The following is a 16,840-nucleotide window of genomic DNA, read 5'->3' on the forward strand; positions in this document are numbered from 1 at the left end:
AGCCTAGGACCCGCGCGATCGCCGTATCGGGTGAACCGCGACATCCGCGCCCCGGCCGCCGCCGCACCCGTTCCGGTGCGCGTGGCCAAGAACACGCCCGGCACCGGGATCGGGCGCCGTACAGTGACCGCATGCAGGTGATCCAGTCCAGCAAGCTCGCCAATGTCTGCTACGACATCCGCGGCCCGGTGCTCGACGAGGCGATGCGACTGGAGGACCAGGGGCATCGCATCCTCAAGCTGAACACGGGCAACCCGGCGGCCTTCGGTTTCGAGGCCCCGCCGGAGATCCTGCAGGACATCCTGCGCAACCTCTCCACCGCGCACGGCTACGGCGACTCCAAGGGCCTGCTCTCCGCCCGCCGGGCGGTGGTCATGCACTACGAGGAGCGCGGCCTGCACGGCCTGACCGTGGAGGACGTCTTCCTCGGCAACGGCGTCTCCGAGCTGATCCAGCTCGCGATGACCGCGCTGCTGGACGACGGCGACGAGGTGCTCGTCCCCGCGCCCGACTACCCGCTCTGGACCGCCTCGGTCAGCCTGGCCGGCGGAACGGCCGTGCACTACCGCTGCGACGAGCAGTCGGAGTGGTACCCGGACCTGGCCGACATCGAGTCCAAGGTCACCGACCGCACCCGGGCCATCGTGGTGATCAACCCCAACAACCCCACCGGCGCGGTCTACCCGCGCGAGGTGCTGGAGGGGATCGCCGAACTCGCCCGGCGCCACAAGCTGGTGGTCTACGCGGACGAGATCTACGACAAGATCCTCTACGACGACGCCGAGCACGTGCCGCTGGCCACCCTGGCGCCGGACCTCTTCTGCGTCACCTTCAACGGGCTGTCCAAGGCCTACCGGGTGGCGGGCTTCCGCTCCGGCTGGATGGTGCTCTCCGGCGACCGGCAGCGCGCCGGCAGCTACATCGAGGGCCTCAACGTGCTGGCCAGCATGCGGCTCTGCGCCAATATGCCGGCCCAGCACGCGGTGGCGGCGGCGCTCGGCGGACGGCAGTCGATCAAGGACCTGCTGCTGCCCGGCGGCCGGCTGCTGGAGTCCCGGGACGCGGCGTACCGGCTGCTCAACGAGATCCCCGGGGTCAGCTGCGTCAAGCCGAAGGGCGCGCTGTACGCCTTCCCCCGGCTGGACCCGCAGGTCTACAAGATCAAGGACGACGCGCAGATGGTCCTCGACCTGCTGCGCGCGCAGCGGATCCTGATCGTCCAGGGCACCGGCTTCAACTGGCCCGAGCCGGACCACTTCCGGCTGGTCACGCTGCCGCGCGCGGAGGACATCGAGGACGCCGTCACCCGGATCGGCGAGTTCCTCCAGGGCTACACGCAGCCGTGACGTGGAAACGGGTCGGCCGCCGCTGCGTCATCGCAGCGGCGGCCGACCCGTGTCCACGGGGATCAGCCCAGGCGCTTGACCAGCGCCCGGTACTCGTCCCACAGCTCGGTGGGCGTGTGCTCGCCGAAGAGCTCCAGGTGGGCGGGGATCAGCCCGGCCTCCTGGCGCCAGATGTCGGCGTCGACGGTCAGCAGCAGGTCGAGGTCGTCCTGCGCGAGCTCCAGGCCGTCCAGGTCGAGCGAGGACTGCGTGGGCAGCACCCCGATCGGCGTCTCGACGCCCTCGGCGGTGCCCTCCAGGCGGTCGACGATCCACTTGAGCACGCGGCTGTTCTCGCCGTACCCGGGCCAGACGAACTGGCCGTCGTTGTTCTTGCGGAACCAGTTGACGTAGTAGATCTTCGGCAGCTTCGCGGCGTCGGCCCGGGCGCCCAGCTTCAGCCAGTGGCCGAAGTAGTCACCCATGTTGTAGCCGCAGAACGGCAGCATCGCGAACGGGTCGCGGCGCAGCTCGCCGACGGTGCCCTCGGCGGCCGCGGTCTTCTCCGAGGCGATGTTCGAGCCGAGGAAGACGCCGTGCTGCCAGTCGAAGGACTCGGTGACCAGCGGGACCGCGGTGGCGCGGCGGCCGCCGAAGAGGATGGCCGAGATCGGCACACCCGCCGGGTCCTCCCACTCGGGGGCGATGGTCGGGCACTGCGCGGCCGGGACGGCGAACCGGGCGTTCGGGTGGGCGGCGGGGGTGCCGCTCTCCGGCGTCCAGTCGTTGCCGCGCCAGTCGGTCAGGTGCGCCGGGGCCTCCTCGGTCAGGCCCTCCCACCAGACGTCACCGTCGTCGGTCAGCGCGACGTTGGTGAAGACCGTGTTGCTGTGCAGGGTCTCGATGGCGTTGGCGTTGGTGTCCACGCCGGTGCCCGGCGCGACGCCGAAGAAGCCGGCCTCCGGGTTGATCGCGTAGAGCCGCCCGTCGGCGCCGAAGCGCATCCAGGCGATGTCGTCGCCGATGGTCTCGACCTTCCAGCCCGGGATGGTCGGCTGGAGCATCGCCAGGTTGGTCTTGCCGCAGGCGCTCGGGAAGGCCGCCGTGACGTACTTGACCTCGCCGCTCGGCGGGGTGAGCTTGAGGACGAGCATGTGCTCGGCCAGCCAGCCCTCGTCGCGGGCCATCGTGGAGGCGATCCGCAGCGCGTAGCACTTCTTGCCGAGCAGGGCGTTGCCGCCGTAGCCCGAACCGAACGACCAGATCTCGCGGGTCTCCGGGAAGTGCGAGATGTACTTGGTGGTGTTGCACGGCCACGGAACGTCGGCCTCGCCCTCGGCCAGCGGCGCACCGACGGTGTGCACGGCCTTGACGAACTCGCCGTCCTCGCCGAGCTGGTCGATGACGGCCTGGCCCATCCGGGTCATCACGCGCATCGACACGGCGACGTACGCGGAGTCGGTGATCTCGACGCCGTAAGCGGCCAGCGGAGAGCCGACCGGGCCCATCGAGAAGGGCACGACGTACATCGTGCGGCCCTTCATCGAGCCCCGGAACAGGCCGTTCGCACCGGAGAACACCTCCCGCATCTCGGCGGGGGCCTTCCAGTTGTTGGTCGGGCCGGCGTCCTTCTCCTGCTCGGAGCAGATGTACGTCCGGTCCTCGACACGCGCCACGTCGGTGGGGTCGGAGGCCGCGTAGAAGGAGTTGGGTCGCTTCTCGGGGTTCAGCTTCTTGAAGGTGCCCTGGGCGACCAGCAGCTCGGCGAGCCGCTGGTACTCCTCCTCCGAGCCGTCGCACCACTCGACGCGGTCCGGCTGGGTGAGCTCCGCGATCTCGCCGACCCAGGCCAGCAGGCGCTGGTGACGGGTGGGTGCGGCTGCGCTGAGGGCAGAGTTCTCGTACGACACGATCGCTCCGTTTCACGCCTGTTCGTCCTTGAGCAGGCGTCCGGGGGGTTGAGGGTTCTTGCAGCGTAGCCCGGCCATTCGGGCGACAACATGGCGTCATGGCGTTTTTGCCGCAAGTTTTGCTACATCATGGCCATAAACTCACCGTATTTCCGGCAGTTCCGGCAGAGGCCAACCCCTCCCGCCACAGGGGCGAACACTCCAGAACGGCTAAAAGTGATGAGAGCCACTACCTACTTACCAGTAACCTACGGACCCGTAGCTAGCATGTCACCATGACTGCGGACGAGACGCCGAGCGTCACCCGACCCCTGCCGCTCAGTGCGCCACTGCCCGCCAAACCGGTGTGGCGCGGGTGGCTGCACGCCGGGATGTTCCCGGCCTCGGTGGCCGCCGGCATCGTGCTGATCTGCCTGGCCGACTCCCCTCAGGCGCGGATCGCCTGCGCCGTCTACTCGGCGAGCGCCTGGCTGCTGTTCGGCGTCAGCGCGGTCTACCACCGGTTCACCTGGGGGCCGCGGGGCGACGCGATCCTGCGCCGGCTGGACCACGCGAACATCTTCCTGATCATCGCGGGGTCCTACACGCCGTTCACCATCCTGCTGCTGCACGGCGGCCGGCAGCAGCTGCTGCTCTGGCTGGTCTGGGGCGGCGCGATGGCGGGCATAGCGTTCCGGGTCTTCTGGGTCGGCGCCCCGCGCTGGCTGTACACCCCGTGCTACCTCGCGCTCGGCTGGGCCGCGGTCTTCTTCCTGCCGGACTTCCTGCGCACCGGCGGCGCCGCGGTGGTCACCCTGCTGATCATCGGCGGCCTGCTCTACAGCGTCGGCGGCGTGGTCTACGGACTGAAGCGCCCGAACCCGTCACCGCGCCTGTTCGGCTTCCACGAGGTGTTCCACGCGCTGACCCTGGGGGCCTTCATCGTGCAGTACGTCGGCGTCTCACTGGTGGCCTACAACGCGATCAGCTGAACCCACCGGCTGCCCGACCGGCTGCCCCACCGGCGGCCGGCCCGGCCAGTCCGACGAGCCCGCGCCCGGGCGCGCACCCCGGCGCTCGGCCAGCCCGCCGTGCCGTTCGCGGGCCCGGTGGCAGCGCTCGCAGTGCGCGGCGTTCGCCGCCGTGCCGTGCTCGGCGGCCTCGCGTCGCCTGACCAGGTACCGGAACCGGCGCCCGACGTAGACCATCACGAGCAGCACCTCGACCAACGCGACCGCCAGGACCAGCGGCGCCCCGTCGGCCAGATACCCCGCGACCACAGCAAGCGCGGCGCCGACCACGGCCACCCCGCCCCAGAGCTGCAGATCGCGCGCGTCCCCTCCGGCCATCGCCCCACCCCTTTCCGCTTTGACCCAATGACACATGGTATCTACCGACAGTGACAGGGCGTAGTCGTCGACGGGCGAACGGCGCATCAATGTTTCATCAACTCCAGGTGCCGCTGCGGGCCTTGCCCGAACGGGCAGCCGATCGTCGTGCGCACGGACGAGCGCCCCCGCGGCGGCTTCGTTGCCGCGGGGGCGCTCGGGGTGGTGCTACGGGGGCACGCTACGACCGGACCGGACCCGTCCTGCGGCGACGCGCGGCCAGCGCGACGCCCGCCAGCGCCGTCACCCCGAGTGCCGCCGCGGCCGTCAGCACGGGCAGCGACCCCCCGCCGGCCGCGGGCGCCGACGGGGCGTCCGCCGAGAAGCCGCCGCCCAGGCCGGCCTTGTCGTACGCCGAGCCCGGCAGCTTGTCGCCGTACCGCTGGTGCACCAGCCGCTGGTACGCCGCGAGCGACTCGCCGCCCGCGCCGACCGCGCTGCGCGCCTCCGCGTCCAGCGGCAGCACCCGCCCGCCGCGCAGCACGTACCAGGCGTTGACCTGCGGCTCACGGAAGACCGTGCCGCCGCCGCTGCTCGCGCCCTGCGCCGCGTAGTCGGTCTCGTCGCTGCCGGAGGCGATGTTGACCACCTGCCAACCGCCGTTCTGCGGGACGGTCCAGACCGACGCCCGCTGACCGTCCGCGGAGACCGCCTCGGTGGCCGCGAAGTCCATCCGGGCCACTGGCGCGCCCTTCGTCCCCGCCACGAAGCCCGGGTCGAGGGTGTAGACCGGCACCGTCGCACCGCTGAGCCGCGGTGCGGCCTGCGCGGCGGACTTGGCCTCGTCCGCCGCGCTGAGCTGCACCGTCTGGTTCGGCGGCACCCCTCTGCGGGCGAAGAAGTGCCCCAACTGGTCCAGCACCGCCGGGGTCTGGACCGCGTCACGGGCCGCCGTCAGGTCGCTCTGCGGGATCGCGGCGGGGGTGGTGGGGACGGTGGCGTCCGAACCGGCTGCCTGGGCGAGCGGCGCGGCCAGCAGGCCGAGGGCCGCCGCCAGGACCGCCGTCGCGACCGCACGGCCAGGGGTGGTGTGCATCCGAGGTGTCGTCATGGCTGCCTCCTCACGCGCCGATCTGGTACAGGGAGTGGGTCCAGGAGAACGAGCTGTTGCTGACGTAGTAGCTGTAACTCGCCCAGTTGTAGCGGTAGTCGGACGGCCAGGGGTCACCCCAGTAGACCCAGTTGCTGCTGGTGTCGTAGCCGTACAGGACCTCCATGTGGCCACCGCCGGAGGACCACTGGATCCGCGACTCGACCGGGCGGTTGTTGTTGATCTCGTTCTGCACGGTGCTGTAGTAGAGGTACCCGGTGACGTAGTTGCCCGGGTTGATGCCGATCCAGCTCAGCGCGTTCTGGACGTCGTCCAGCGCGGCCTCGTTGTTGGGGCAGGTGGAGCTGAGCGAGCGCCCGAACGCCGCGTCGCAGAACTGGTTCTGGGTGTAGTTGTAGCCGAACCAGCTCGCGATGGTGTCGCCGCTGGCCGCCCAGCACCAGTTGCTGTTGGACTGCGCCTGCATGCTGATGTTCAGCGTCTTCGAGGTGCCGGTGGCGAGGCTGCCGGCCGCGCCGGCGGGGCGGACCCGGGTGGGGACCGGGTTCGCGGCCGCCGAGGCCGGGGTGCTGGTGGCCGCGGTGAGTGCCGGGGCCAGGACGCCGAGTGCGAGGACGGCGACCGCTCTGCGCAGCCGCGTCCGGGGACGGGTGGTACCGGAAGGGAACATGGCGTTTCCTCCTTGCAGACCGCAGGGAAGGGAAGTGGGGGACACGCGAACCCCGGCGCCGTCCGGATCGGCGGCGGGGTGTGAGGAAGCATCGACCCGTTGACCGGCGCTGGTCAACGGCCGCCGGAGCGAGCGGAGTTCGATGTGAACGCGGCCCTCCAGATGTGAACGCCAACCGCCGCTGACCCTCCGAAAGGCGTGACACGCGGCCGTACGCGTGTGAATATTCACCACTACCCCTGGCACGGAGGCCGCCATGCAGCAGCGCGGTTCGCATCCCGAACTGGCAACGGTCCTGCGCACCGGCCCCTTCCATCTGGCACTGCGCACCGCCCTGCAGGCCCGCGGTCTCGCGCTGCACCGGGTGCAGCAGCACCTGGCCCAGCGCGGCATACACGTCGGAGTGACCAGCCTCAGCTACTGGCAACAGGGCCGGCGCAGACCGGAGCGTCCCGAATCGCTGCGCGCGGTACGGGCGTTGGAGGAGGTGCTCGACCTTCCCGCACACTCACTCACCCGGCTGCTAGGCCCCCGGCAGGCGCTGGCCGCCGGATCGGCCGCGGTGGCGACCCGCCCCTACCGCGACCTGATCTCCCCCGCCAGCGCCATGGACGAACTCCTCGCCGAACTGCCCGGACCACGCGACACCGGCCTGCACACCGTCACCCACATCGAGCGGATCCGGCTCGGCCCCGACCGTCAACTGCTGCGCCGCGACTCACAACACGCGCTGCGCGCACACCGGGACGGCATCGACCGCTACCTCGCCATCTACCAGGGCGACCCGGGCTGCGACGTGCAACGGGTCGCCATACGCGCCGAGGAGAACTGCCGGCCCGGGCGGATCCGGCGCGACCAGGCTTCACAACTCGTGGTCGCCGAACTGCTGTTGGACCGCCGGCTGCGCACCGGGGAGACCCATCTGCTCAGCTACGGCTTCGACGACGCGCCCTCGCCCGCGCCCACCCACGAGTACGTGCGCGGCTTCAACTCCGGTGCCGGGCAATACGTCCTACAGGTCACCTTCCACCCCGACGCGCTGCCGGTGCGCTGCCACCGGTTCGCCAGTCGCGCGCCCGGCGCGATCCCCTTCGAGAGCGAGGAACTCACGCTGGACGGCCACGGTTGCGTGCACCTGGTCGCCGGGGGGCTGGCGCCGTGCCTGCTGGGGGTCGGCTGGGACTGGGAGTGACGGGTCGGTGGCCGGGCAGGGGGCCACGGGGGTCAGGGGTCAGTCCGTGAACTCCAGCTCCAGGCTCTCCCCCACGAGGCGGTAACCGAGCTTGCGGTACACGGAGTTGGACACCGGATTGGCGAGGTCGGCGTAGAGCAGCACGTCGTCGGCGCCCCGCACGAGCCCCTCGGTCGAGACCCCCGCGGTGACGGCGCCGCCGTAGCCACGGCCACGCCGCTCCGGCGGTGTGTAGATCGGGCCGATCCGGACCATGCCCGCCAGCACCGGCGACACCCCGCCCAGCGCGACCGGCCGGCCGCCGTCCTCCCACAGGTGGAGGACGCCCTCCGCGAGCCGCCGCTCGGCCATCCGGACCGGATCGGGCATCCCCGAGGCGACCTCGTCGTCGAACGCCCTGAACCAGTCCACCACCAGCGCACGGTCCGCCGCCTCGGCCGGGCGGATCCGTCCGGGGACCTGCGGCACCGCCAGGGCACCCAGCCGGTACAGGCCCAGCCGCTGCTGCGTCCGCACGCTGCCGCCCGCCGCCGCGACCCAGGCGGCGGCGAAGGCCTCGGCGTCCTGCGCGCCGCCGGACACCCCGGTCAGCGGCTCCCCCGCCAGCAGGGCCGCCAGCTCGACCGCCACCGCTGGGGTCATTCGGCCCAACCGCAGCGGCTGCGGCCGCGTCTGGACGAAGGCCCCCTCGACCGGCCCGCCCCCGGCGGGCCGCCACCAGCCGAAGCGCGGGGCGACCTCCGTGTCGGCGGCCTTCGTGTCGGCGGCCTCCGTGTCGGCGGCGCGGCGGGCCAGCCGGTCGACGATGGTGAGCAGCACCGTGTTCTGCAGCGGGTGCGCGGCGAGGAAATCGCCGACGGCCTCGGTGTACTCGTCCAGGGACTCGCTCACGATCCAGGTCATGCGCCGATCCTGGCCCACCCGCGGCCCGGCGTGCAGCCCAATATTCAACGGGTGTGCACGCCAGGCCGATTCAGCGGGTGCGCACGCCCAGTCGGTTCGCCAGCTCGTCGGGATCCGCCGTCGGCGCATCGCAGGCGAAGTGCCGGCAGACGTACGCCGCCGGGGCGCCACCCAGCAGCGGACGGTCCACCAGCAGCGGCACGCCCGCCGAGACCGCCGCCTCGCCCAGCGCCACCACCGCGCCGGGGGCGGTGGCGAGCAGCGCCGTGCGGTGCAGCGCGGCCGTCCGGGGGTCGCCCGCCGGGCCGACCACCGCCACCTCGCGCGGCCCGTCAACCAGCGCCTCCGCGGCGGCCAGACCCCAGCCGACGAACCGCGACGCCTTCACCGCCAGCGCGCCGACCACGCCCAACGCCCTTTCGGCGGCCGTGCGGTGGCGCTCGGAGCCGGTGTACGCGGCGTACGTCAGCAGCGCCTGCGCGGCGGCCGTCCAGCCGGAGGGGGTCGCGTTGTCGGTCGGGTCCTGCGGCCGGCGGATCAACTCCTCGGCGTCGTCCGCCGTGTCGTAGAGCGCCCCGGACGCCTCGTCGGTGAAGTGGCCGAGCACCGTGTCGAGCAGGCCGCCGGCCAGGTCGAGCCAGGCGTCGTCGCCGGTCACCGCGTAGAGCGCGAGGAAGCCCTCGGCGGTATCCGCGTAGTCCTCCAGCACCCCGGCGTTGGTGCCCGGACGGCCGTCCCGCGAGGTGCGCAACAGCCGTCCCTCGGCCGTCAGATGGACGGAGAGCAGCAGGTCGGCGGCGCGGGCGGCGGCCTCCACCAGGTCGGGGCGATCGAGCAGCGCGCCGGTCTCCGCCAGCGCGGCGACGGCCAGCCCGTTCCAGGCGGCCACCACCTTGTCGTCGCGCGCGGGCGCGGGGCGCCGGCTGCGGGCGTCGAGCAACCGGGCCCGGATCCGGGCGTAGGCCTGCTCGTCCTGCGGGTCGTCGAGCAACTGCAGGACGGAGGAGCCGTGTTCGAAGGTGCCGGACTCGGTGACGGCGAACAGCTCGGCGGCCAGCGCTCCGTCCTTCTCACCCAGCACCTGGGTCAACTGCTCGGGCGTCCAGGCGTAGTAGGCACCCTCGGCCGACGCGCCGGTGGCCGCGTCCAGGCTGTCCGCGTCCAGCGCGGAGGCGAACCCGCCCTCGGCGGTGCGCAGTTCGGCCAGCAGGAAGTCCGCGGTCTCCAGCGCGATCCGGCGGGCCCGCTCGTCCCCGGTGGCCCGCCACAGGTGCAGGTAGACCCGGATCAGCAGCGCGTTGTCGTACAGCATCTTCTCGAAGTGCGGCACAACCCACTCGGCGTCCACCGAGTAGCGGGCGAAGCCGCCGCCGAGCTGGTCGTAGATGCCGCCCCGAGCCATCGCATCGCAGGTCCGGCGGACCATCTCCAGCGCGTTCCGCTCACCCGTCCGGGCGTGGTGGCGCAGCAGGAACTCCAGCACCATGGACGGCGGGAACTTGGGCGCCCCGCCGAACCCGCCACGCCCCGGGTCGAAGCTGCGGCCGAGCGCCACCACCGCCTGGTCCAGGTCCGCCACCCCCGGCGGGTGCATCCCCGCCCCCGCGCCGTACACCGAGGCCCGCTCCGCCAGATCAGCCCGGATCCGGCCCGCCACCTCGCCGACCTCGTCCCGCCGCTCCCGCCAGGCCGCGGTCACCCCCTCCAGCACCTGCCGGAAGCCCGGCATCCCGTGCCGGGGCTCGGGCGGGAAGTACGTCCCGAAGTAGAACGGCTCCTTGTCCGGCGTCAGGAACACCGTCATCGGCCACCCACCCTGCCCGGTCGCCGCCTGCACCGCCTCCATGTACACGGCGTCGACGTCCGGCCGCTCCTCACGGTCCACCTTCACCGCGACGAACTGCCCGTTCAGGTACTCGGCGACCGCCTCGTCCTCGAACGACTCATGAGCCATCACATGACACCAGTGACACGCCGCGTACCCGACGCTCAGCAGCACCGGCACCCCGCGCCGCTCCGCCTCCGCGAACGCCTCGGGCCCCCAGGGCCACCAGTCCACAGGGTTGTCGGCGTGCTGGAGCAGGTACGGAGAGGTGGCATCGGCCAGGCGGTTCACCATGCGGGCAGTATCCCAGCCGGCGCCCCCTCCACGCGGTCGGCCCTCTCAACACGCCGAGCGTCTGCCCCTCACAACCTGCGCCGACGCTTCGAAGCGGCCCAGCTTGCGAGCATAGATCGGCCCTCTGCCACCAAGGCATCGGTACCCGAGTCAAGCCGGTACCGGCCAAAGCCGGCCACTTCCGCGAGGCTGCCGATGGCGACCCTGCCGACACCCGCCGCGCTGGAGCGTAGGGCCCCTACGCGCATCCCGTGTACCACGGGCCGTACGGGTGTTCTTGATGAGCTCGGGTGGCCCTGGGGACAGGGGCTGCGCGAAACGTTTCTCCCCAGGGGCAGCTGGGCCAGGCCCGCCATCGGATGCGGGTCCGTCCGGTGAGTGGCCCTCGAATGGCTGATGTCCCCCGCTCGTGGAAGTTGCTTGACTGCGCGTGCACGCTCGGACCACACCTCAGGGAGTCCCCATGTCCTACCGCCCCCGCTTTCGCAGCGCGGTGATCGGCGCGTGCACCACGGCGCTGATCGCCGGCTCCGGCCTGCTCGCGCTTCCCGCGCGGGCACAGACCCAGGCGGCCGCCACCGCTCGCTCCTTGAGGTCGACGCCGTCGGAACGGACGGTCGCCGACTTCTTCCAGCAGTACGAGGACGCCACCCGCGGGGAGCAGTCGAAGGGCCTCGACACCGCGCAGGTCCGCGAGGAGTTCCTCACACCCGAGCTCGACAAGGCCCTCTCCGACTGGGGCGCCGCGAACATGAAGGACCCGGTCCTCCGTAGCAATGACCTGCCCCAGACCTACTCCGTGACCCCCAAGAGCGAAGCCGACGGCCACGCCACGCTCGTCCTCACCGAGAACTGGGCAGACGGTACGTCGACCGACGTGTGGTACCAGGTGCAGACCGCCACCCAGTTGATCGACGGCCTCACCGACACCCCCGCCGCCGCCTGACGATCCCCCGACCGACGGCTGCCTGCGGATGGGTCCGCACCTCGCAGATCTACCACGGGCAAGCCGGGCACGCTGCCCCCGGACCAACCGGCGACTGGAACGGCAACCTGGCCGCCAGACTGCTCTACTGGCCCGTCGTCACCACGCTGCTCCTCGGCACGACGAAGGCCGTCTTCCTGCTCTGACCCGACGCGCGGCGGTCTGGCCGCACCGGTGGCCCGCCCCGAGTGGGGCGGGCCACCGGCCGTGCGGCTTGGCTCAGTTGGCGAGACTGCTTGCCCTGTCGGTGAGCGTCCTCCCGCAGGATCGCGAAGTCCGGGGCCGAGTTCTCGTCAGCCGGGAAGTCCAGGCACACGTCGGATGCGGTCTTCGCGTGCCGGCCGAGTGAGAGCGAGTCGATCTGCATCGACTTGATCGTGCTGGAGTGCTCGAGGCTCCGCGGAGTCATGACCACCTTCCCATCAGTACCGAAGAAGACCACGTACCCAGCGGGGAACTCGGTGTGCATGACCGCGTCGACGCTCATCAACGGCTCCGTCCTGTCGGCTCTCAGAATATGGGGCCACGGTCTCCGACGGGGTGCGGCAGCGAGGGTGTGCGCTCGGGCGGGGTAGCCGGCGCCCCGGCCATCCGACACGGGGACACTGGGTGGCCGGAGCGGAACGCACTGGCCTCGTCATGCCTTCCCCGGAAGGTGCATGCCACGCAGCCGGCCGGTCGGCAGCGGTGGCCAGGAGTACGGTCCTGGCCGGAGCCCGCTCCCGGAGTCTGCTCCCAGGCGCGGTTTCGTCCTGGGTACGGACGAACTCCCCTGTCCCCGAATGGTCCTCTTGATCAAGGCCGGGAAGCACCGGCGCCATTCATCGGAGGGGTCCTTTCGTGTACGAGCATGCACCGCACAGCCGCTTCCCGCTCTCCCGCCGCGGCAGCCGGCACCGGGCGGCGTCGGTCGTGACCGCCGTGGCCGCCGTGGCCGTGACGGTCGGGGTGCTGGCACCGACCGCGGCGTTCGCGGGCGGCCGGCCTGACAGCGTCCAATCGAGCCTGAACGCGCTGGTGAAGGACGACGGCCTGCCCGCCGCGCTGGCCACCGTCAAGGGCCGCGACGGCCGCACCCACACCTACACCGCCGGCGTCGGCAACCTCACCACCAAGGCCAAGGTCCCCACGGACGGACAGATCCGGATCGGCAGCAACACCAAGACCTTCACCGCCGTCGTCGTCCTCCAACTCGTCGCCGAGGGAAAGATCGGCCTCGACACGTCCGTCGACACCTACCTCCCCGGCCTGCTGCACGGCGACGGCATCGACGGACACAACATCACCGTCCGTCAACTGCTCCAGCACACCAGCGGCCTGCCCGAATACGTGGACAAGGACGTGATCCTCGGCAACCCGAAGCGGTACTACGAGCCGCGTGAACTGCTCGACGCGGCCCTCGCCCAGAAGGCTCACTTCGCCCCGGGCACGCGCTGGGAGTACAGCAACACCAACTACCTGGTGGCGGGCCTGATCATCCAGAAGGTCACCGGGCGGCCGCTCGGTGAGGAGGTCAACCAGCGCATCGCCGACCGCATCGGCCTGCGCCACACCTACTTCCCCACCCCGGGTGACATGACCATCCACGAGGCCCACCCCGAGGGCTACAACCAGGACGCCGACGGCTCGCTCCACGACTACACCGAGCTGGATCCGTCCTGGGGTTGGGCGGCGGGCGGCGTCATCTCCACCAACAGCGACCTCATCCGCTTCTACACGGCGCTGCTCGGCGGCCGTCTCCTCCCGGCGGCCCAGCTCGCCCAGATGCGCACCACCGTTCCCGCGGACGAGTTGGGTCCGGGGGTCCGCTACGGGCTGGGCCTGATGAGCCGACCGCTGTCGTGCGGTGGCCTGTACTGGGGCCACGGCGGGGTCATTCCGGGCTACAACACCGCCGGGGGCGCCACCGATGACGGCCGCGCCGCCAACATCGCGGTGACCATGATCCCGGGTGACGCGGCCGCGCAGCACGTGGAGGCCGCAGTGGACTCCGCCCTGTGCCACTGAGCCTTCCCGATCGGGCGTGAACGTCCGCACCGGTACGGCCGGCGGGTTCTGCGCGCAGGTGCGCAGAACCCGCCGGTCCATCAACTTCACTATCTTGCAGAGGGGTTACACCGTTAACGAGCACCTGGAGCACAATCGGACCAAGCGGCGCGGGTTGGCAGTGGCCGTGGCCGCGCTGGCCGTGGCGGCCGGGGCGCTGGCACCGACCGCGGCGTTCGCGGGCGGCCGGCCGGACAGCGTCCAATCGAGCCTGAACGCGCTGGTGAAGGACGACGGCCTGCCCGCCGCGCTGGCCACCGTCAAGGGCCGCGACGGCCGCACCCACACCTACACCGCCGGCGTCGGCAACCTCACCACCAAGGCCAAGGTCCCCACGGACGGACAGATCCGGATCGGCAGCAACACCAAGACCTTCACCGCCGTCGTCGTCCTCCAACTCGTCGCCGAAGGAAAGATCGGCCTCGACACGTCCGTCGACACCTACCTCCCCGGCCTGCTGCACGGCGACGGCATCGACGGACACAACATCACCGTCCGTCAACTGCTCCAGCACACCAGCGGCCTGCCCGACTACACGGACGCCCCCGCGCTCTCGGACTTCAGCACGATCCAGCACCGCTACTTCGAGCCCCGCGAGCTCCTCGACAGCGCCCTCGCCCAGAAGGCCCGCTTCGCCCCGGGCACGCGCTGGGAGTACAGCAACACCAACTACATCGTCGCCGGACTCCTGATCCAGAAAGTCACCGGACGGCCCGTCGGCGAGGAGATCACCAAGCGTGTCATCGACCGCATCGGCCTGCGCCACACCTACTTCCCCACCCCGGGCGACATGACCATCCACGAGGCCCACCCCGAGGGTTACAACCAGGAGCCCGACGGCTCACTCCACGACTACTCGGAGATGGACCCCTCGATGGCCTGGGCGGCCGGGGCGATCGTCTCCACCAACACCGACCTCAACTCGTTCTTCAGCGCACTCCTCGGCGGCCGGCTCCTGCCCGCGACGCAGCTGGCCGAGATGCGCACCACCGTCCCCGCCGAGCTGCTCGGGCCCGGAGTCCGCTACGGGCTGGGCCTGCAGAGCAAGCCACTCTCCTGCGGCGGCCTCGCCTGGGGCCACGGCGGGACCATTCCGGGCTACCGCTCCCGCGACGCGGTCACCGACGACGGCCGCGCCGCCAGCATCACGGTCACCACCATCCCCGGCGACGCCGGCGCGCAGCACATGGCGGACGCCTTGGACGCGGCCCTCTGCCGCTGACCCGCCCCCGGCGCGTTCGGGGTGCCGGACACCGGGCGGACGGCCCCGCGGCTTCCGTGATCGGGGACCGTGGGGCCGTCCGCGACGTACCGCTGTCGCTTCAGCCGGCCGGGTTCGCACTCCGGGGCTCCACCAGGCCCGTCTCGTAGGCCGCGATCACCGCCTGGGCACGGTCGCGGACGCTCAGCTTGGCGAAGATGCTGGTGATGTAGTTCTTGACCGTGGAGACGCTGATGCCCATCGCCGCAGCGATCTCGGCGTTGTCGAGGCCGGTGGCCAGCAGGTGCCACACCTCGATCTCACGGGGTGTCAGTTCACCCAGGTCGGACACCGGCACCGGCGACTGCGGCAGGCGGGGCGTGGTGACGTAGGTGGAGATCAACCGGGTGAGCAGGCGCGGCGCCACCGCCGCCTCCCCGGTGTGCACGGTGCGCACGGCCGCCGAGAGCTCCTCCGGGGAGACGTCCTTGGGCAGGAACCCGGAGGCGCCGGCCCGCAGGGCAGCCACTACGTACTCGTCCATGTCGAAGGTGCTCAGCGCCAGGACCCGGCATGCGGGCAGCTCCCGCACGATCCGCTCGGTCGCCTGGACCCCGTCGAGAACCGGCATCCGGATGTCCATCACCACGACGTGCGGCCGGTGCTGGTGCGCGAGGTCGACCGCTCGCTGCCCGTCGGCCGCCTCGGCCACCACCTCGAACGCCGGGTCCGGTGCCAGGATCAGGGCCAGGCCCCGTCGCACCAGCGGCTGGTCGTCCGCGATCAGCACCCTGATCCGCTCCGGGGTCTCCGTCATGCGAGCCGGTCCTCTCCGTCGGCCGGCGCCGCCGGCAGGCTGGCCATCACCCGGAAGCCACCACCGTCGACGCCGCCGGCCACCATGCTGCCGCCCTGCAGCGCGACGCGTTCGCGCATGCCGATCAGACCGTACCCGGCGCGGCCCGCCCTCGATCCGGCCGCGCCGCCCGCCCCCGTCAGGGCTCCCACCAGGGTGTCGGCCGGGGCGGCGACGCCGTTGTCGGACACCTCGACGGTGACCCGGTCTGGGTGGTACGTCAGCTGGACCCGCGCCTCGGCCCGGCCGGCGTGCTTACGGGTGTTGGTGAGGGACTCCTGGACGATCCGGAACACCGCCAGGCCGGTGCTCGGCGGCAGCGGACGCTCCTCCCCCAGGACGGCGAACTCCGTGGGCAGACCGGCCCTGCGGGACTCCTCGACGAGCCCCCCGAGGTGCCCGACACCGGGCTGCGGCGCGGACGGCGCACCGTCCGCCTCCTCCCGCACGTCGTCGGCGCGGAGCACGTCGAGCAGCTGGCGCATCTCGCGCAGCGCCATCCGCCCGGAGCCCTCCAGCGTGACCAAGGCGTCGCGCACCACCTCGGTGTCACCCCCGAGGTTCGCTCGGGCACCGCCGGCCATCAGCTGCATGGTGGTGATGTGGTGGGCCACGATGTCGTGCAACTCCCGTGCGATGCGGCGCCTTTCCTGCGCCACCGCGCGGTCGGCCAGCAGCCTGCGCCTGACCTCCACCTCGTGCTGCCAACGCGTCAGGACCTCGGCCGCGACGATGACCAGCACCGCAGCGAGCACATTGCCCGCCACCTCCCCCACCGGAGGGGGGAGCGGGTGCCCCGGTCCCAGCACTGGCACGCCGGCCGCCAGCAGGGCGGCCGGCGCCGCCACCCCGACGCCGCGGGAGCGGGCCACGGCGAACAGCGCGACGCACAGCGTGCAGTTGAAGTGGTGCGGCACCGGCCCGCTCAGGTTCAGTGCCAGTCCGAGGACCAGCACACCCGCCAGCGACGCCAGCGGGTAGCGGCGCCTGGTGAGCAGCGGCATGGCCGCCAGGACGAGCAGGACCAGCGCGGCCAGGGCGATCGGCTGGCTTCCGTCCAGAGTGCCGACCGAGTAGCCGAGGAGGTCCAGGACAGCCGCCCCGACGGCCACCAACGCGTCACTGGCCGTCCAGGGCAGGCCGTCGGCTCTCGGCGATGCCGGCAGTGGGCGGTGATGCGTCGACATCCTGGTGCTGGTCCTTTCTGCGACCGGT

The 16,840-nt window shown here is 71.7% G+C and carries 15 protein-coding genes; 6 read left to right on the forward strand and 9 right to left on the reverse strand.

The genetic code is table 11. The features are described from left to right. The first annotated feature begins 131 nt into the window (after positions 1-131). Entirely contained in the window at positions 132-1,346 is a 1,215-nt protein-coding gene (locus BS80_RS17090; RefSeq protein WP_035798328.1) for a pyridoxal phosphate-dependent aminotransferase, read from the forward strand. 62 nt (positions 1,347-1,408) lie between these two features. On the opposite strand, the gene BS80_RS17095 is transcribed toward BS80_RS17090, so the two are convergent. Then, positions 1,409-3,235 (reverse strand): phosphoenolpyruvate carboxykinase (GTP), encoded by a 1,827-nt coding sequence (locus BS80_RS17095; protein WP_035798330.1) that lies wholly within the window; start codon positions 3,233-3,235, stop codon positions 1,409-1,411. 275 nt (positions 3,236-3,510) lie between these two features. Here BS80_RS17095 and trhA point away from each other — a divergent pair, with 275 nt between their 5' ends. After that, positions 3,511-4,206, forward strand: coding sequence for a PAQR family membrane homeostasis protein TrhA (gene trhA / locus BS80_RS17100; RefSeq protein WP_035798332.1), 696 nt, complete (start codon positions 3,511-3,513; stop codon positions 4,204-4,206). Here trhA and BS80_RS17105 read toward each other — a convergent pair. The 3 genes from BS80_RS17105 to BS80_RS17115 form a co-directional block, all read right to left on the reverse strand. Next, a complete protein-coding gene (locus BS80_RS17105; RefSeq protein ID WP_035798334.1) occupies positions 4,177-4,563 on the reverse strand; it encodes a hypothetical protein in 387 nt (128 codons plus the stop codon). The genes trhA and BS80_RS17105 overlap by 30 nt on opposite strands. A 220-nt stretch (positions 4,564-4,783) precedes the next feature. Then, complete coding sequence (locus tag BS80_RS17110) at positions 4,784-5,653, reverse strand: hypothetical protein (protein WP_063771997.1); 870 nt, start codon at positions 5,651-5,653, stop codon at positions 4,784-4,786. Between the two features lie 10 nt (positions 5,654-5,663). Next, positions 5,664-6,323, reverse strand: coding sequence for a papain-like cysteine protease family protein (locus BS80_RS17115; protein ID WP_035798338.1), 660 nt, complete (start codon positions 6,321-6,323; stop codon positions 5,664-5,666). A 256-nt stretch (positions 6,324-6,579) separates the two neighbouring features. Between BS80_RS17115 and BS80_RS17120 the strand changes: the two genes are divergently transcribed. Then, positions 6,580-7,515 carry a helix-turn-helix domain-containing protein gene (locus BS80_RS17120; RefSeq protein WP_035798340.1) on the forward strand — a complete coding sequence of 312 codons (936 nt, stop codon included), beginning with the start codon at positions 6,580-6,582 and terminating at the stop codon, positions 7,513-7,515. A 39-nt stretch (positions 7,516-7,554) separates the two neighbouring features. Here the strand turns inward: BS80_RS17120 and BS80_RS17125 are convergent, their stop codons facing one another. Both BS80_RS17125 and BS80_RS17130 read right to left on the reverse strand, forming a co-directional pair. After that, complete coding sequence (locus BS80_RS17125; RefSeq protein ID WP_035798343.1) at positions 7,555-8,418, reverse strand: GNAT family N-acetyltransferase; 864 nt, start codon at positions 8,416-8,418, stop codon at positions 7,555-7,557. A 70-nt stretch (positions 8,419-8,488) separates the two neighbouring features. Next, positions 8,489-10,537, reverse strand: a complete 2,049-nt coding sequence (locus tag BS80_RS17130) for a thioredoxin domain-containing protein (protein WP_035798345.1) — start codon at positions 10,535-10,537, stop codon at positions 8,489-8,491. Positions 10,538-11,000: 463 nt separating this feature from the next. On the opposite strand from BS80_RS17130, the gene BS80_RS17135 reads away from it, so the two are divergent. Then, a complete protein-coding gene (locus BS80_RS17135) occupies positions 11,001-11,483 on the forward strand; it encodes a hypothetical protein (protein ID WP_035798348.1) in 483 nt (160 codons plus the stop codon). Between the two features lie 124 nt (positions 11,484-11,607). Here the strand turns inward: BS80_RS17135 and BS80_RS42815 are convergent, their stop codons facing one another. Continuing rightward, on the reverse strand, positions 11,608-12,009 hold the full coding sequence (locus BS80_RS42815) for a hypothetical protein (protein ID WP_232246510.1): 402 nt from the start codon (positions 12,007-12,009) through the stop codon (positions 11,608-11,610). Between the two features lie 353 nt (positions 12,010-12,362). Here BS80_RS42815 and BS80_RS17145 point away from each other — a divergent pair, with 353 nt between their 5' ends. Together BS80_RS17145 and BS80_RS17150 are read left to right on the forward strand one after the other, a co-directional pair. Continuing rightward, positions 12,363-13,529 carry a serine hydrolase domain-containing protein gene (locus BS80_RS17145; RefSeq protein WP_408607386.1) on the forward strand — a complete coding sequence of 389 codons (1,167 nt, stop codon included), beginning with the start codon at positions 12,363-12,365 and terminating at the stop codon, positions 13,527-13,529. 154 nt (positions 13,530-13,683) lie between these two features. Continuing rightward, a complete protein-coding gene (locus tag BS80_RS17150; RefSeq protein WP_232246511.1) occupies positions 13,684-14,790 on the forward strand; it encodes a serine hydrolase domain-containing protein in 1,107 nt (368 codons plus the stop codon). Between the two features lie 100 nt (positions 14,791-14,890). Here the strand turns inward: BS80_RS17150 and BS80_RS17155 are convergent, their stop codons facing one another. Together BS80_RS17155 and BS80_RS17160 are read right to left on the reverse strand one after the other, a co-directional pair. Further along, positions 14,891-15,586 carry a response regulator transcription factor gene (locus tag BS80_RS17155; RefSeq protein ID WP_035798357.1) on the reverse strand — a complete coding sequence of 232 codons (696 nt, stop codon included), beginning with the start codon at positions 15,584-15,586 and terminating at the stop codon, positions 14,891-14,893. Further along, entirely contained in the window at positions 15,583-16,812 is a 1,230-nt protein-coding gene (locus BS80_RS17160; RefSeq protein WP_051966714.1) for a sensor histidine kinase, read from the reverse strand. Before BS80_RS17160 ends, BS80_RS17155 begins: the two co-directional genes overlap by 4 nt. Positions 16,813-16,840 lie beyond the last annotated feature (28 nt).

This window comes from Kitasatospora mediocidica KCTC 9733, assembly GCF_000744225.1.
Classification (GTDB): Bacteria; Actinomycetota; Actinomycetes; order Streptomycetales; family Streptomycetaceae; genus Kitasatospora; species Kitasatospora mediocidica.

Coding starts and splice junctions, on each gene's coding strand:
- BS80_RS17090 (WP_035798328.1), top strand. CDS start 132: ATGCAGGTGATCCAGTCCAGCAAGCTCGCCAATGTCTGCTACGACATC.
- trhA (WP_035798332.1), top strand. CDS start 3,511: ATGACTGCGGACGAGACGCCGAGCGTCACCCGACCCCTGCCGCTCAGT.
- BS80_RS17105 (WP_035798334.1), bottom strand. CDS start 4,563: ATGGCCGGAGGGGACGCGCGCGATCTGCAGCTCTGGGGCGGGGTGGCC.
- BS80_RS17110 (WP_063771997.1), bottom strand. CDS start 5,653: ATGACGACACCTCGGATGCACACCACCCCTGGCCGTGCGGTCGCGACG.
- BS80_RS17115 (WP_035798338.1), bottom strand. CDS start 6,323: ATGTTCCCTTCCGGTACCACCCGTCCCCGGACGCGGCTGCGCAGAGCG.
- BS80_RS17120 (WP_035798340.1), top strand. CDS start 6,580: ATGCAGCAGCGCGGTTCGCATCCCGAACTGGCAACGGTCCTGCGCACC.
- BS80_RS17125 (WP_035798343.1), bottom strand. CDS start 8,418: ATGACCTGGATCGTGAGCGAGTCCCTGGACGAGTACACCGAGGCCGTC.
- BS80_RS17130 (WP_035798345.1), bottom strand. CDS start 10,537: ATGGTGAACCGCCTGGCCGATGCCACCTCTCCGTACCTGCTCCAGCAC.
- BS80_RS17135 (WP_035798348.1), top strand. CDS start 11,001: ATGTCCTACCGCCCCCGCTTTCGCAGCGCGGTGATCGGCGCGTGCACC.
- BS80_RS42815 (WP_232246510.1), bottom strand. CDS start 12,009: ATGAGCGTCGACGCGGTCATGCACACCGAGTTCCCCGCTGGGTACGTG.
- BS80_RS17155 (WP_035798357.1), bottom strand. CDS start 15,586: ATGACGGAGACCCCGGAGCGGATCAGGGTGCTGATCGCGGACGACCAG.
- BS80_RS17160 (WP_051966714.1), bottom strand. CDS start 16,812: ATGTCGACGCATCACCGCCCACTGCCGGCATCGCCGAGAGCCGACGGC.